Source organism: Micromonospora sp. NPDC003944, from assembly GCF_053605225.1.
The window spans coordinates 38,213-52,899 of record NZ_JBSGIV010000020.1; the positions used below are offsets into that span (position 1 = coordinate 38,213).

Here is a 14,687-nt window from a genome sequence, read left to right on the forward strand (position 1 = left end):
TCCGACAGTGCGGCGGCACCGGACAAACAACGTCGGACAATCCTCCGGACGCCTGCGCAGCTCGGTCAGCGACTCGGCGGTGCGCCGCAGGAGGGGTCGTACCGCTCGGATGGGATGTGCGTCGCCCACTCCTGCCGGGTCAGCTGACGGCCGACAGCGGCGCAGATCTGGGCCCGGGCGGCGTGGACGTCGAACGACCAGCGGATGATCCGGCCGTCCTCGGCACCGGAGATGAGAGTTCCGGCGGCAGTGAAGGCGAGCCCGCGGACTCTCGCACCATGGCCGCTGAGGGTCGCGACGCGTTGCCGGGCAACGGTGTCCCAGACGACGATGGTGCGGTCGTCGCCAGCGGAGGCGATCCTGCGGCCGTCACGGCTGAAGGCGAGGACCTGGACCGGCGCGGTGTGGCCGTGCAGAACGGCGAGTTCGCCGCCGGTCGCGGCGTTCCAGAGCTTGACGGTACGGCTGTCGCCGGCGGTCGCGAGGAGCGCTCCGTCGGGGCTGACCGCGATGTCCTGCACGGTGCCCTGCTGGCTTCTCACCCGGCTGAGAAGTTTGCCGGTGGGGACGTCCCAGGTGTTGACGAAACCGCCCACACTCGCGCCCAGGAGGCGGCGGCCGTCCGGGGTGAAGGCGAGTGACGTGACGATCTGCGCCGGGAACCTGGCCGTGATGTCGGTCGGATCGTCGATGTCGCCGAGGTCCCAGATGAAGGGGCCGAGCGTGGCTGCGGCGACGAGACGGCCACCAGGGTCGAACGCGACGTCGGTGGACGCGCCGACTCCCTTGGACACGATCGGTCGGGTGGCGTGTCGTCGCCGTTGGAGGTCCCAGATGGTGATGATGTTGTTCCGGGTCACGGCCGCGAGCCGGAGCCCGTCGGGGCTGAACGCGACGGCCTGCACCTCGTCCGCGTGCCCGGTCAGGGCGGCCACCTGTCTACCGTCGGTGTCCCAGAGGCGTACGGTGCCGTCGCTGCCCGCCGAGGCGACCCGGGTGCCGTCCGGGCTGATCTTCATGTCTTTGACCTGTGCCGCGAAGCCGCTGAACGGAGCGTCCTCCAGGTCGTGGAGCACGATGGTTCCGTTGAAGCCGGCGGACGCGAGCATCGTTCCGTCCCGGCTCAGGGCGACGGAGACCGTCTCGGTGCGGCCGCGGTCCTGAAAGGTCTGCAGGGACTCGCGGCGTCGCACGTCCCAGATGGTGATCGCGCCGTTCTCGTCGGCCACGGCGAGGATGCTGTCGGTGGGGGCGGAGATGGTCCACGCGTAGCGGCCGGCCAGCGGTAGCGGCGGAAGGCTGACCGGCTGACCGCCAGCGAGATCCCACAGGTACACCCCGCGGTCGTCGGCGGAACCCGCGAGGACGTACCCCGAGGGGCCGAAGGCGACCGAGAAGACGTGGTCGGCGGGCATCCTGGCGAACACCGCGCCGGTCGCGACCCGCCAGGCGGCCGGGTGCGCCACTCCGTCGCTGGAGACCAGGATGGCGCCGTCGTGGCTGAACGTGAGCGATCTGACCGGGCTGCGGTGCTCACGGAGCAGGGTGCGCGTTGTGGTGCGCAGATCGTAGAGGGCGATGTCGCCGGCACGCGCCTCGGCGCCGGGGCCGCCGGTGAGGCCGACGGCGAGTTTGGTCCCGTCGGGGCTGAAGGCCATGCCCGACCCGAGGTGGTTCTCCGTCAACCGGGTCTTCGGTCGGCGCGTCGCCACGTCCCAGATGATGATGGACCTGTCGATCCCCACGGAGGCGAGCAACCTGCCCTGATCCGCGAAGGCCAGGTCCGCGGTGCGCCCGGTGTGGCCCGACAGGGTGGCGATCCGCTCACCACGCGCGGGGTCCCACAAACCGATGGTGCCGTCACCGGCTGCGGAGGCCAACAGGGAATGGTCCGGGTTGAACGCGACCGTGTAGATGGACGGCCCGCCGACGTTGAGTTCGGTACGGCGGGGCGCGGCCGCCGCGCTGAGCACGCTGCCCTGGGTCTCGGTGTTGGAGGTGAGGTGGTCGGCCTCGACGGCGAGCAGGCCGGCCAGATCGGGGTCGGTGGCGAGCAGGGATCGGGCTTGCAGCGACAGTTCACCGGAGAGCGTGACCACCTGCTGGCGGCGGGCGTCCTGCCGTTGCCGTAGCGCGACGCCGCCACCGAGCAGGGCGAGTACGAGAAGCGTGGAAATGCCTGCGACGAACCGCTTGAACAGGCGGGCCTGACGCCGGGCGACGTTCTGCTCGGACTCGGCGAGGGCGGAGCTGGCGTGCAGGAAGGAGCTTTCGAGTTCGTTGAGTTCCTCCGGGTGCTCCTCGGCCAGGGCCTGTGCGCCCAGGAGTTGGGTTCCCCGGTACAGGGCTCCGGCATCGTGGTCGAGCGTCGCCCAGGTGTGTGCGGCCGCGGTGAGCCGCCGGTGGACCAGCAGGTTCGCGCGATCGTCGGTCAGCCATCGGTGCAGCCGCGGCCAGGCCCGGATGAGTGCCTCATGGGCCACCTCCACCGTGCCGTCGCCCATGACCACCAGGCGCGATGTGGCCAGCTGGTCCAGGACGCGGGCGGTCACGTCCTCGTCGGCGATACCGGCCAGCTCGGTACGCGCGATGGGTCGCCGGGTGTCCTCGGTGCCGTCGCCGAGTGCGGTGAGTCGCAGGAAGACCCGACGCGCCGACTGTTGCTCGGCTGCCCCGAAGTCGCCGTAGGCCCGCTCGGCAGTCTGAGCGATCGCCCCGCGCACGCCACCGCTGGCCTGATAGTCGGCCAGGGTGAGGGTCTCCCCGCTGCGTCGTTGCCACGTCTCGAGGAGCGCGTGCGAGACGAGCGGCAGCGCGCCCGGCTCGTCGGCGGCATCGGCGAGCACCGTGCTGACCAGGTCGGCTTCGACACCCATGCCGACCTCAGCGGCGGGCCGGACGATGATCTCCCGCAGGTCGGTGGCGCTCACCGGCCGCACCAGCAGGTACGCCTCGTCGTCGAGCGCGGCGGCCAGGTCCGGGTACTGCAGGAGGTGGGTGAGGAAGTCGGCGCGTACCCCGAGCACCACCGTGGTGCGGCGGCCCGGACCCTGGGTGGCGTCGAGCAGCGCCTCGACGAACCGGCGACGTTCCGTCCTGTCGGGGCAGAGGGTGAACACCTCCTCGAACTGATCCACCACCAGCAGCGCGCGGGCCTGCGGCGGCCCACCCGCCAGAGTGCTCCGCACCGCGATGTCGAGCGCGGCGGCGTCCGCCGCCAGGTCTTCGCGGATCTCGGGGGCATCCTTGCCGGTCACCTTCGCCACCTCGGCGGCCAACGCATCCAGCGGGTGTCCGGTGGGCGTCATCAACATCGTCCGCCACCGCTCGGCGAGCCCACGGTCGGCGGCGACGGCTCCCAGCAGACCGGCCCGCAGCAGGGAGGACTTGCCGCTACCGGAGGCCCCGACGACGGCGTTCAGGCTTCGTTGATCGGTCCGTGCCAGCAGCCGCTCGACCAGCTCCGTACGGCCGAAGAACAGCTCGGCCTGCTCGGGCTGGAACGCGGTCAGCCCCTGGTACGGGCTGCGCTGGGCGGGGCTCCCGGCGGTGCCGGGGGCTCTCGCCGACTCGGCGACGGCCGACCACCGTGCCCGCCACTCGGCCGGGTCGCCGCCGCAGGCCTGGGCGTACGCGAGCGTCACCTCGAGCGACGGCAGCCGGTCACCCTTCGCCGCGTCCGCCAACGTGCTCGCCGAGTAGTGCGCGCGCCGAGCCAACAGCCGATAGCTCGGGTTGCCCGCGTGCTCCCGCACCTGTCGTAGCTGCCACGCCAACCGCTGCACCGGGCCCGCCGTCGGGTCCACCGGCTTCTCCGGACGGCCCACTCACCCACCTCCGCATGCTGGGCCGTAACTCTTGCCGCGCGACCATGGCGAGCTTCGGCACGGGCGCCCATCGGATCGGGCGAGGAGAAGTATCCAGTTGCGGCGATGCCGTCGAGGCCCGGGGGCTCGCAGACCGGGCACAGTGGAATCCGGCGGTTGGCGTACGTCCGCTCGGGCGTCATCCACGGGTACGGTTTCGGTGCTCGACACGTACGGGTGTCGACGGCACTCGTCGGGGCGGAGCAACCTCCTCGCCGGCGACGGGCTGTGGGAGGGAGCGAGGGTGGCGCAGCGGAGAGCACTTGTGGTCCGGGGCGGATGGGAGGGTCACCAGCCGGTCAAGGCGACGGAGTTGTTCCTCCCCTTCCTCGAACGGAGCGGCTACGCCGTACGGGTCGAGGAGTCGACAGAGATCTACGCCGATGCGGCCGAGATGGCCGAGACCGACCTCGTCGTGCAGTGCATGACGATGTCGCAGATCACCGCCGACCAGGTGGCGGGCCTCAGCGCGGCGGTCATCGCCGGCACGGGCTTCACCGGCTGGCACGGTGGCATCGTGGACTCGTTCCGTGCGTCGTCCGACTACCTGCATCTGGTGGGCGGCCAGTTCGCGACCCACCCGGGTCTGGAGCCGTGTGAGCGGCACGGTGGCCCGGAGGACAACTTCCTGCCGCACACGGTGCGGATCACCGACCTCGGCCGGGAGCACCCGATCACCGCGGGGATCGAGGACTTCGACCTGGTCACCGAACAGTACTGGGTGCTGCACGACGACCTGATCGACGTGCTGGCCGTGACCACCCACCCCACGCAGGCGTGGCACCCGTGGCACCGACCGGTCACCTCGCCGGCGATCTGGACCCGGCTGTGGGGCGCCGGGCGCGTCGTCGTGACGACCCCGGGGCACAGCCTCGACGTGCTGGAGCACGAGAGCGTTCGTACCGTCATCGAGAGGGGGATGGTGTGGGCGACCCGCACCGCGTCGGCGTCGTAGGTCTCGGGGTCATCTCCCGCGCGTACCTGGACACACTCGTGGACCACCCCGAGGTGAGCATCGTCGCGGTGGCCGACCTCGACGCCTCCCGGTCGACCGAGGTCGCGGCCACGATCCCCGGAGCCGAGGCTCTGAGCGTCGACCATCTGCTCGCCCGTCCCGACGTGCGGACGGTGCTCAACCTCACCATCCCCGCAGCGCACGCGGACATCTCGCTGCAGACGATCGACGCCGGCAAGAACGTGTACGGGGAGAAGCCGCTCGCCGTGACGTTCGCGGACGGCCGCTCGATCATCGAACGGGCCGCCTCGGCCGGCGTCCGCGTCGGCTGCGCGCCGGACACGGTCCTGGGCACGGGTACGCAGACGGCGCGGGCGGCGATCGACGGTGGGCTCATCGGCCGCCCGATGTCCGCGTCGGCCGTCATGGTCACCCCGGGGCACGAACGCTGGCATCCCCACCCCGACTTCTACTACGCACCTGGCGGCGGCCCGCTGCTGGACATGGGGCCGTACTACATCTCGGCGCTCGTGCACCTGCTCGGGCCGGTTCGGGCCGTGACCGGCGCGGGCAGCCGCCTGCGCGGGGAGCGCGTCATCGGCTCGGGCCCCCGCGCCGGCGAGCGGATCCCGGTGAAGGTGGACACCCACCTCACCGGGGTGCTCGAACATGCCAACGGCGCGCTCTCCACCATCACCACGAGCTTCGACGGCGTCCGGACGACAGCGGCACCGATCGAGGTACACGGGGAGGCGGGCACGCTCGCCGTACCCGACCCGAACTACTTCGATGGCGAGGTTCGACTCTTCGCACTCGGCGGCGACAAGTGGCGCGCTCTCGAACCATCGGCCGGCTACGCCGAGAGTTCCCGGGGCATCGGTCTGATCGACCTGGTCAGGGCGGACGATCAGCGTCCGCCGCGGGCCGACGGTGACGTGGCGCTGCACGTCCTCGAAACGATGGACAGCCTGCTCCGGTCGGCGGCGGAAGGCCGGCGGATCGAGCTGTCAACGGTGGTGGAGCGGCCCCCGGCGGTTCCGCTCACGCCGGTCGGGCAGTGGAAGGGGTAGCGCCCTTCGGACCGGGACGTCCCCTACGCTGCTCGCGTGAGCTACGACCTGTACTTCTGGCCGTTCGGGGCAGCGGTCAACCCTCGTCAGTTGGCTGATCGGCTCGCGGACGAGTCGGCGGACGGTCTGGGGCCGGATGACCGCGTCCTGGCATTCCGTGCCGAGTTGCTCCACCGCTGGCCGGATCTTGCCGACATGATCGCTCCGTGGCACGACGACCTGGGTTGGCGGCAGCCATGGGGCCAGACCGGTCTCGCCGACAGATTCGTCGGCGTGACCCTGCCCTACGGGTGGGAGGACATCGACACGCTCCCTGTCCTGGCCGGTACCTTCGGGCTCGACACGTACGACCCCCAATCGGACCAGCTGGTATCGCCCGGACCGCGGCCACTGGACGCGGCGCGTCGCGACGGCGCGACGCACGTCGAGGGTTGGGTGGCCGAGGACCACGTCGTACGGCTGCTCCGGCAGGTCAGCGCCCACATCGGTTACCCGTACGACGATCTCGACGAGGCGGCACTCACCGGTGCGTTCGACGACACGAACGACGAGACAGTGGACCGTTGGTTCGAGTACCCGCTGGCCGGCACGGCCGCGTTGGTGGTCCGGCTGGCGCGGTCAGCTGATCGCGCGCTCGTCCGGGTGAACGTCGACGGCAGCATGGACCTGGTGCTGGCCGCACGGATCGAGCAACTGCTGGACCTGCCGTAGAGCCGTCACTCCAGGTCGGGTGCCACAGCCGACTCGACGGGCCTTAGCATCGCGGCATGGCGACACGGCTTGTTCAGATCAACATGAAGGCCCGGGACGACTCGGCGCTTGGCATTTTCTGGGCGCAGGCGCTGGGTTGGGGAGTCTCCAGTGAGGGACCCGGGGTGACCAACCTCGAACCCGAGGGCTTCGTCTACCCCGACCCCGTCGCCGTCTGCATCGACCTCGTCGTCTCGTCGGAGCCCAAGACGGTGAAGAACCGGGTGCACGTGGACCTCGCCACCACCTCGGTGACGCACCAGGCGGAGCTGGTCGCGCGCCTGAAGGACCTCGGCGCGAGCGCCGTCGACGTGGGCCAGGGCGACGTGCCGTGGACGGTCCTGGCCGACCCGGAGGGCAACGAGTTCTGCGTGTTGGACCCCCGACCGCTCTACCGGGACACCGGGCCGATCGCCGCCGTGGTGGTCGACTGCGCGGACCCGCGAGCCATGGGCCGGTTCTGGAGCGAGGCCACGGACTGGGCGCTGCACGAGGTGACCGACCAGGGGGCGAGACTACGCTCCGCCAGGGGCGTCGGCCCCTATCTGGAGTTCGTCCGTACGCCTGACGTGAAGAGTGGGTGGAACCGCGTCCACCTCGACGTCCGCCCGTACCCCGGTGACGACCCGGAGGCCGAGGCGGCCCGGCTTCGCGGTCTCGGCGCGACCTCTATCGACCTGGGCCAAGAGGTCCCGTGGCGGGTGCTCGCCGACCCGGAGGGCAACGAGTTCTGCCTCCTCACCCCCGGCTGAGCCCGGCCCGGGCCGGCCCGGGGAGCGTGACCGTCACGCGGAGGCTTCGACGGTCCGACGTTCGCCGTGGACGGTTACCCCGGTCAGCCGGATGGTCCCCAACGCCTCTGGCACGTGCGGGTCGGCGGTGAGGGTCCCGTCGTCGTCGACGCCGAGCCCGAGCATCGTCCGCAGGAACAGCAGGGGCGCTCCGCTGGCCCAGGCCTGCGGATTGCAGGCGGTGGGGTAGGGCACGGGTCGTCGGCCGAGCGAGCGGTCGTATCCGGAGATGGCCTCGGGCAGGCGGTACTCGAAGTGGGCGGCGGCCTCGAGCATCGCCATGGCGATGCGGTTCGCCGCATCGCGGTGACCGTATCGAGCGAGCCCGGCGGCGATGATCGAGTTGTCGTGCGGCCACACGGTGCCGAGATGGTAGCCGATGGGGTTGTACCCGACATCCTCCGTGGACAGCGTCCGGACACCCCAGCCGGAGAACATCCGGTCGGACATCAACTGGCGGGCCACCGTCGCGGCACGCTCCGGCGGGACGATGCCGCTCCAGAGCAGGTGACCCATGTTGGAGGTCATCGAGTCGATGGGCCGCTTGTCGGCGTCGAGGCCGACCGCGTAGTAGCCGCCGCGCCCGGGCAGCCAGAAGTCGCGGTTGAACCGCTCCCGCAGCTCGGCGGCCTCGGTACGCAGGCGTCGAGCCAGTGCGCTGTCGGCCCAGGGCCCGTCGGCGAGTTGCGCGGCGCGGATCTTCGCGTCGTAGGTGTAGCCCTGGATCTCACAGGTGGCGACCGGCAGCGCGGGGAGCGCGCTGTCGGCGAACTGGACCCCGTCCGGTGAGTCGCGCCAGCAGTGGTTGCGCATCCCTTCGGGGGAGCGCGTGGCGTACTCGACATAACCGTCGCCGTCACGGTCGCCGAAGGTGTCGATCCAGCGCAGAGCCGCGTCGGCGTTCGGACGCAACCGCTTGACCAACGCGTCGTCGCCCGTCCACCGCCAGTACTCGGAGAGCAGGATGAGCCACAGCTGGGTGGTGTCGGCCGCCCCGAAGCACGGCCCGTACGGCACGATGCCGAGCTGCGTCAGCTCACCGGACCGGAACTCGTGAAGGATCTTGCCCGGTTCCTCGTCGCTGAAGTCGTCGACGACGCTGCCCTGGTGCGCGGCAAGGGTGACAAGCGCGCCCCGGGCGACCTCGGGCCCGCAGCTGACGCTCTGGTAGGCGGTGATCAAGGTGTCCCGCCCGAAGACCGCGAGGAACCAGGGCATGCCGGCGGCCAGCAGCACGACCTGCTCACCCCGGATCTCCTTGGCGATCCGCATCGACACCAGATCGCTCGCCGACTTGTGGTAGACGCTGCTCAACAGGTCTGACTCGGCGGTCAGGTGCGGCTTGTTCGCCCTCCACCGCCAGGCTGCGTCGTCGGCGCCGGGGTCGTGCTCCTCGCCGAAGGTGCGGCTGGCCGGCTGGTAGTCCCGTCCCCGGCAGTTCAGCAGCACCCGCAGCTCACAATCCCAGGTCTGGCCCCGGCCCAGATGCACGTCCCAGACCAGCGCGTCACCCTCCACCAGGTCGGCCGACGGCTCGGCCTCGACTGTCGTGACCGCCGACCAGTGCGAATTCTGGTAGGAGAAACGCAGCGCAGAACCGTCCGGCCGGTGGGCCCGCTGGATGTCGTCAAGCCTGCTCCGCCCCGTCCCCTTGATTTCGAAGAGGTCGGCGAAGTCCGCGCCGACAGCCAACCGCAGGCGTACGGAGACCGGCTCGGCGCCGAAGTACTGAAGCGTGACCCGCTCGTACATGCCGTCGCCGACGAAGCGTTCCCGCCGCACGCCGATCCGGTTGGCCGCCAGGCCGTCGAGCTCAGGATTCGCGAGAAAGAAGGCCGCCGAGTACGGGTCGACAGGGTTCGCGCTCAGGACCAGCGGGGCAAGGCCGTCGAGCGTCATCTCCCAGCGGCTGACGTAGCGGGTGTCGTCGTGCACCAAACCGGCGATGGAGTCCGCCGGAACGTCCCCGGACGGATTGGACAACATGAACGTGCGGCCTTCGAATATGCCGACAGCGTTCGAACCCAATTCCGGTGGCATGTCGCGGTTGGCGCCACCGTGACGTTTGTCGGACTCCGCCATGCCCGAAGTCTATGGCTGGAAAAGAACGCCTCGTTGCGATATCGAAGGGCACCCACCGGCTCCGGGTAACGGGCCTGTTTCGGCGGAAAGCGGCAGTTCCCGGCAGTATCGCGGCTCATCGCGGACGTTGGCGTCACGGCAATACCCCTCTATGGTGGGGGCATGTCGTCGGTGACCCTCCGCTCGCTCACCGCCACCGAGGTGGCGGCGGGTGGTGCTGGTCGCGTGCCGGCGGCGGGTCGCCTCAAGGCCGACATGCGGGTGCCGGTTGTCCGCGCGCCGCACACCGTGCCCACGCACACATCGTGGAGCCCGATGCGAGCTGGCCGAGGCCCACCCGCGGAGTCGTTGCACATCCAGAACGACCGCCAGGGCGAAGCTGTCAAGCTTCGGCCTTTTTTGTTTCCCGGCCCGATCCCCTTGAAAGGCAGACCATGAGCGTCGATCATCGTCGAACTCTCGACCAGAGTTGGCTGGCTGACCTGCGAGCGTCCCTGGCGGACGACTTCGCCGCCCAGACGGCTCGGCTGCGGGAACTGACCGAGCTCAACGCGGACACCGGCGACCCCGGCGAGGCCCACAACCAGGCCGCGCTGCTGGTCGCCACCCGTCAGAACATCGAGCAGATCACCGCAGCGCTCAACCGGATCAGCGACGGCACCTACGGTGCCTGCCAGCGGTGCCACCAGGGCATCCCGGCCGAGCGGCTCGAGATCCTTCCGCACGTCCGCTTCTGCGTGCCGTGCCAGGAGAAGCAGAGCAGGTGACGTCGAGGGTGGCTGCCGCGTCGTCGGCACGGCAGCCACCCCGTCACGCGCGGAAGGCCAGCCTTTCATTCAGTGAAAGCTCCGGTGTCGGCGCGGCACACCACACGGGACGATCCAGGTCCATCGACGTCCGTCGGCATGGGGGTCCGGTCGCATGGCATTCGCGCGTAACCAGTGGTATGTGGCGGCGTACGGCGGTGAGGTGGGGCGACGCCTGCTCGCCCGGACCGTGCTCGGTGAGCCGATGGTGCTGTACCGCACGGCTGCCGGGGAGGCGGTGGCACTCGCCGACAGGTGCGTGCACCGACGCTTCCCGCTGTCCGAGAGTCGGCTCGACGGCGACACGATCGTCTGCGGCTACCACGGCTTCACCTACGATCCGACCGGCGCGTGCGTCTTCGTACCCGGTCAACAACGCATCCCGCGCACCGCGCGGGTGGTCTCGTTCCCGGTGGTGGAACAGGATTCCTTCGTCTGGGTCTGGATCGGCGACCGGGACCGCGCCGATCCGACCACGATCCCCCGCGCACCGTGGCTCGCCGACCCGCGCTACGCGGTGGTGCGGGGGATGGCGCCGTTGAACGCGCGGTACGGCCTGCTTGTGGACAACCTCCTCGACCTGTCGCACGAGACCTACCTGCACGGCGGTTACATCGGCACGCCGGAGGTGGCGAACACCCCGATCACCACCGAGGTGGACGAGGACCGGGGGATCGTCCACGTCAGTCGGCACATGGACGACGCCGAGTGCCCGCCGTTCTACGCACGCTCGACCGGGATCCAGGGCCGGATCACCCGGTGGCAGGACATCGAGTACCACCCACCCTGCCTCTACCTCCTGCACAGCCGGATCGCGCCGCAGGGTGTCTACCCGCCCGCCGAGGGCGACGACCACGAGGCGTTCCACGCCGAGATCGTGTACGCGATCACCCCGTCGACCGAGCACACCACCTACGACTTCTGGGCCGTGGCGCGCGACTTCGCGATCGACGACGAGGCGGTCAGCCAGTACCTCCACGACAGCAACCACACGGTGGTCATGCAGGACGTGACCGCGCTCAACATCCTGGAACAGGTGATCGCCGCCGAGCCGGACCGCTATCAGGAGTTGAGCATCAACATCGACACCGGCGGTCTGGCCGCTCGGCGGCTGCTGGCCCGGATGGTCGGCTCGGGGACGGTGGGAGCGCCGCAATGAGTTCCGTGGTCGGGGAGCGGGTCTACCGGATCCACTGGTTGCCCGGCACCGACACCCTGCGCGGGATCTGCCACTGTGCGGCCGAGCGCCTCGCCGAGGACCCGATCGAGCTGTGGGAGTGGTTGCTCGCGCACCCGCAGGGCCACCAGGGAATCGCCGTGCCGGCGCCCGACCCGCCGATGCGGATGGCCGTGCGCGAGTGACAGTGGACGACCTCGCCGGTGTCGAGCTGGTGGTTGCCGGCCGGGATCAGGTGGCGGCCGAGGTCGTGGCGATCCGCCTGTGCCGCCTCGACGGCGCCGACCTGCCCGAGTGGACGCCGGGCGCGCACATCGACCTCGAGCTGGACGTCGGTCTGGCCCGTCAGTACTCCCTCTGCGGCGACCCGGCGGACCGGTCCGACCTCCGGATCGCGGTGCAGCGCGAACCGAACGGACGCGGCGGCTCCCGGTTGGTGCACGAGCGGCTCACCGTCGGTGCGACCGTCCGGGCGAGCGGACCGCGCAACACCTTCCCGCTTGTCGCCGCACGGCGTTACCTCTTCGTCGCCGGTGGCATCGGGATCACCCCCATCGCACCGATGGTCGCCGCCGCCGACGCCGCGGGCGCCGACTGGCGGCTGGTGTACGGGGGACGCAGCCGCGCCACCATGGCCTTCGCCACCACCCTGCTCGAGAGGTACGGCGACCGGGTGAGCCTGCACCCGCAGGACGAGACCGGTCTGCTCGACCTGGCCGGGCTGTTCGATCCGCCCGGCGCGGGGCTCGTCTACTGCTGTGGCCCGGAAGCCCTGATCGCCGCCGTGCAGGAGCACTGCCGCGGCTGGCCACCCGGCTGCCTGCACGTCGAACGGTTCTCCGCAGCGGGCGGCACCGGCGCGCCGGAGACGACGATCGAGGTCGCGCTCACGCTCTCCGGGCGGACGGTGACCGTGCCGCCGGGCACGTCGATCCTCGAGGCGGTGGAGGAGGCCGGGGTGCAGGTCCTCTCGTCCTGCCGGGAGGGCACCTGCGGCACCTGCGAGACACCTGTGCTCGCCGGTGTGCCGGAGCATCACGACAGCCTGCTCACCGCGCAGGAGCGGGCCGCCGGGGACACCATGATGATCTGCGTGTCCCGGGCCCGTACGCCCCGGCTCGTGCTGGAGCTGTGAGCGCCCGGCGCGGACGGGGGGATGACAACTGCTGGCGTGGCGGTCGTCAGTAGTGCTCACTAGTCTACTAAAGTCGGCGTCTTGAACTTGAAGGAATGGGCAGCGGCCACCGGGATCTCGTACGCGACGGCACGTCGGCGTTACGAGTCCGGAACGCTGCCTATTCCCACCTACCGGATCGGCCGTCTGATCATGGTCGGGGATCCGGTCACGGGAGCGGCGGGCGAGGCCGGGCAGACCGTGGTGTACGCCCGGGTGTCGTCAGTCGATCAGAAGGCGGATCTGGACCGTCAGGTCGCCCGGGTGACTGTGTGGGCCACCGGCCAGAAGCTCGGCGTGGACCGGGTGGTCACCGAGGTCGGGTCGGCGTTGGACGGGCACCGTGAGAAGTTCCTCGCCCTGCTCCGCGATCCGGCTGTGTCAACCATCGTGGTCGAGCACCGCGACCGGTTCGCTCGCTTTGGTGCCGAGTGCCTTGAAGCCGCGCTGGCCGCGCAAGGCCGCCGTCTGCTGGTGGTCGACCCGGCTGAGGTCGATGACGACCTGGTTCGCGACGTCACCGAGATCCTGACTTCGCTGTGCGCCCGCCTTTACGGTCGTCGCGCCGCCGCGAACCGCGTCCGCCGCGCAGTCGAAGCCGCCACCGAGGCTCCGGTGTGAAGACGATCCAGGCGTACCGGTTCGCCCTCGACCTCACCCCGGGCCAGGAACGTGACGTGCTCGCGCATGCCGGGGCGGCCCGGGTCGCGCATAACTGGGCACTCGCGACGGTCAAGGCGGTCATGGACCAGCGGACCGCCGAGCGATCCTACGGCGTGCCGGATGAGGCGTTGACGCCGTCGCTATCATGGTCCCTCGCTGGGTTGCGGAAGGCGTGGAACGCCGCTAAGCCCGCGGTTGCGCCGTGGTGGGGCGAGGTGTCGAAGGAGGCGTTCAACACCGGATTGGACGCCCTCGCGCGCGGCTTGAAGAATTGGGCCGACTCCCGCAAGGGCGCACGGGCCGGGCGGCTGGTCGGGTTTCCCCGGTTTAAGTCCCGCCGCCGCACCACACCATCCGTGCGGTTCACCACCGGGGCGATCCGGGTCGAACCCGACCGCATGCACGTGGTGCTGCCCCGGCTGGGCCGGTTGAAGCTGCACGAGTCGTCCCGCAAACTCGCCCGCCGCCTGGACAACGGCACCGCTCGGATCACGTCCGCGACTGTGCGGCGCGACGGCGGACGCTGGCACGTGTCGTTCACCGTCACGGTCGAACGGGCCGAACGCGCCCCTGCCCGGCCGCAGTCGTTCGTCGGCGTGGACGTCGGGATCAAGCACCTTGCCGTGCTGTCCACTGGCGAGCTGGTCGACAACCCGCGCCACCTAGTCGCCGCGCAGCAACGCATGCGCTCGTTGGGCCGGGCGCTGTCACGCAAGACCGGCCCGGACCGGCGTACCGCAAGACGGCCGTCGAAGCGGTGGAAGCGGGCATCTGCTCGGCTCGGTCGCGCGCACGCCCGGATCGCTCATCTGCGCCGCGACGGGCTGCACAAGCTCACCACCCGGCTCGCGCGTGAGCACGGCACCATCGTGGTCGAAGACCTCAACGTGGTCGGGATGCTGGCCAACCGCAAGCTGGCCCGGCACGTCGCCGACGCCGGGTTCGCGGAAATCCGTCGCCAACTGGCGTACAAGACCGGGTGGAACGGCGGCCGGCTGCTGCTGGCCGACCGCTGGTATCCGTCCTCCAAGACCTGCTCGGGCTGCGGCACGGTGAAAACCAAGCTGGCCCTGTCCGAGCGCGAATACACCTGCGAGGCGTGCGGTCTGGTCATCGACCGTGACCGCAACGCCTCCTTGAACCTGGCCGCCCTCGCGGCCGAGTTCGATAACGCCGGGAGTGGCCCGGTGGCAGCACGTGGAGCCGACCAGAAGACCCGCCTACGCGGGCAGGTGGCGACGAAGCGTGAACCCGGCACGGCATCCGCCGGTCAGACCGGGACCGTTCCGCCGCAAGGCAGGACTACCAACCGTGTGCTTACTAAAGCGCATTGAGAGGTAACGGATGATGACG

12 protein-coding genes are annotated in these 14,687 nt (G+C 70.4%); 10 read left to right on the forward strand and 2 right to left on the reverse strand.

From position 1 onward, the window contains the following. Nucleotides 1–65 precede the first annotated feature (65 nt). The gene (locus ACWER9_RS12775) at nt 66–3,827 is read right to left on the reverse strand and encodes an nSTAND1 domain-containing NTPase (RefSeq protein ID WP_452301973.1); all 3,762 of its coding nucleotides are present in this window, start codon (nt 3,825–3,827) and stop codon (nt 66–68) included. 283 nt (nt 3,828–4,110) lie between these two features. Between ACWER9_RS12775 and ACWER9_RS12780 the strand changes: the two genes are divergently transcribed. The 4 genes from ACWER9_RS12780 to ACWER9_RS12795 are packed head-to-tail and all read left to right on the forward strand — an operon-like array spanning nt 4,111 to nt 7,393. After that, complete coding sequence (locus ACWER9_RS12780) at nt 4,111–4,821, forward strand: ThuA domain-containing protein (protein WP_452301974.1); 711 nt, start codon at nt 4,111–4,113, stop codon at nt 4,819–4,821. Then, nucleotides 4,791–5,891, forward strand: coding sequence for a Gfo/Idh/MocA family protein (locus tag ACWER9_RS12785; RefSeq protein ID WP_452301975.1), 1,101 nt, complete (start codon nt 4,791–4,793; stop codon nt 5,889–5,891). The genes ACWER9_RS12780 and ACWER9_RS12785 overlap by 31 nt, the downstream gene beginning before the upstream one ends. 36 nt (nt 5,892–5,927) lie before the next feature. Next, entirely contained in the window at nt 5,928–6,602 is a 675-nt protein-coding gene (locus ACWER9_RS12790; protein WP_452301976.1) for a hypothetical protein, read from the forward strand. 56 nt (nt 6,603–6,658) lie between these two features. Then, the gene (locus tag ACWER9_RS12795; protein WP_452301977.1) at nt 6,659–7,393 is read left to right on the forward strand and encodes a VOC family protein; all 735 of its coding nucleotides are present in this window, start codon (nt 6,659–6,661) and stop codon (nt 7,391–7,393) included. Between the two features lie 33 nt (nt 7,394–7,426). On the opposite strand, the gene ACWER9_RS12800 is transcribed toward ACWER9_RS12795, so the two are convergent. Beyond that, complete coding sequence (locus ACWER9_RS12800) at nt 7,427–9,514, reverse strand: amylo-alpha-1,6-glucosidase (protein WP_452301978.1); 2,088 nt, start codon at nt 9,512–9,514, stop codon at nt 7,427–7,429. A gap of 434 nt (nt 9,515–9,948) precedes the next feature. Here ACWER9_RS12800 and ACWER9_RS12805 point away from each other — a divergent pair, with 434 nt between their 5' ends. The 6 genes from ACWER9_RS12805 (at nt 9,949) to tnpB (ending at nt 14,668) form a co-directional block, all read left to right on the forward strand. Next, nucleotides 9,949–10,281, forward strand: coding sequence for a TraR/DksA family transcriptional regulator (locus tag ACWER9_RS12805; protein ID WP_452301979.1), 333 nt, complete (start codon nt 9,949–9,951; stop codon nt 10,279–10,281). 154 nt (nt 10,282–10,435) lie between these two features. Continuing rightward, on the forward strand, nt 10,436–11,479 hold the full coding sequence (locus tag ACWER9_RS12810; protein WP_452301980.1) for an aromatic ring-hydroxylating dioxygenase subunit alpha: 1,044 nt from the start codon (nt 10,436–10,438) through the stop codon (nt 11,477–11,479). After that, complete coding sequence (locus ACWER9_RS12815; RefSeq protein WP_452301981.1) at nt 11,476–11,682, forward strand: hypothetical protein; 207 nt, start codon at nt 11,476–11,478, stop codon at nt 11,680–11,682. Before ACWER9_RS12810 ends, ACWER9_RS12815 begins: the two co-directional genes overlap by 4 nt. Continuing rightward, nucleotides 11,679–12,632: a PDR/VanB family oxidoreductase gene (locus tag ACWER9_RS12820; RefSeq protein ID WP_452301982.1), complete on the forward strand. Its 954-nt coding sequence runs from the start codon at nt 11,679–11,681 to the stop codon at nt 12,630–12,632. Before ACWER9_RS12815 ends, ACWER9_RS12820 begins: the two co-directional genes overlap by 4 nt. A gap of 81 nt (nt 12,633–12,713) precedes the next feature. Next, entirely contained in the window at nt 12,714–13,292 is a 579-nt protein-coding gene (locus ACWER9_RS12825; RefSeq protein ID WP_452301983.1) for an IS607 family transposase, read from the forward strand. After that, complete coding sequence (gene tnpB / locus ACWER9_RS12830) at nt 13,289–14,668, forward strand: IS607 family element RNA-guided endonuclease TnpB (protein WP_452301984.1); 1,380 nt, start codon at nt 13,289–13,291, stop codon at nt 14,666–14,668. The genes ACWER9_RS12825 and tnpB overlap by 4 nt, the downstream gene beginning before the upstream one ends. The last annotated feature ends 19 nt before the right edge of the window (nt 14,669–14,687 follow it).

Coding starts and splice junctions, on each gene's coding strand:
- ACWER9_RS12795 (WP_452301977.1), top strand. CDS start 6,659: ATGGCGACACGGCTTGTTCAGATCAACATGAAGGCCCGGGACGACTCG.
- ACWER9_RS12800 (WP_452301978.1), bottom strand. CDS start 9,514: ATGGCGGAGTCCGACAAACGTCACGGTGGCGCCAACCGCGACATGCCA.
- ACWER9_RS12805 (WP_452301979.1), top strand. CDS start 9,949: ATGAGCGTCGATCATCGTCGAACTCTCGACCAGAGTTGGCTGGCTGAC.
- ACWER9_RS12810 (WP_452301980.1), top strand. CDS start 10,436: ATGGCATTCGCGCGTAACCAGTGGTATGTGGCGGCGTACGGCGGTGAG.
- ACWER9_RS12815 (WP_452301981.1), top strand. CDS start 11,476: ATGAGTTCCGTGGTCGGGGAGCGGGTCTACCGGATCCACTGGTTGCCC.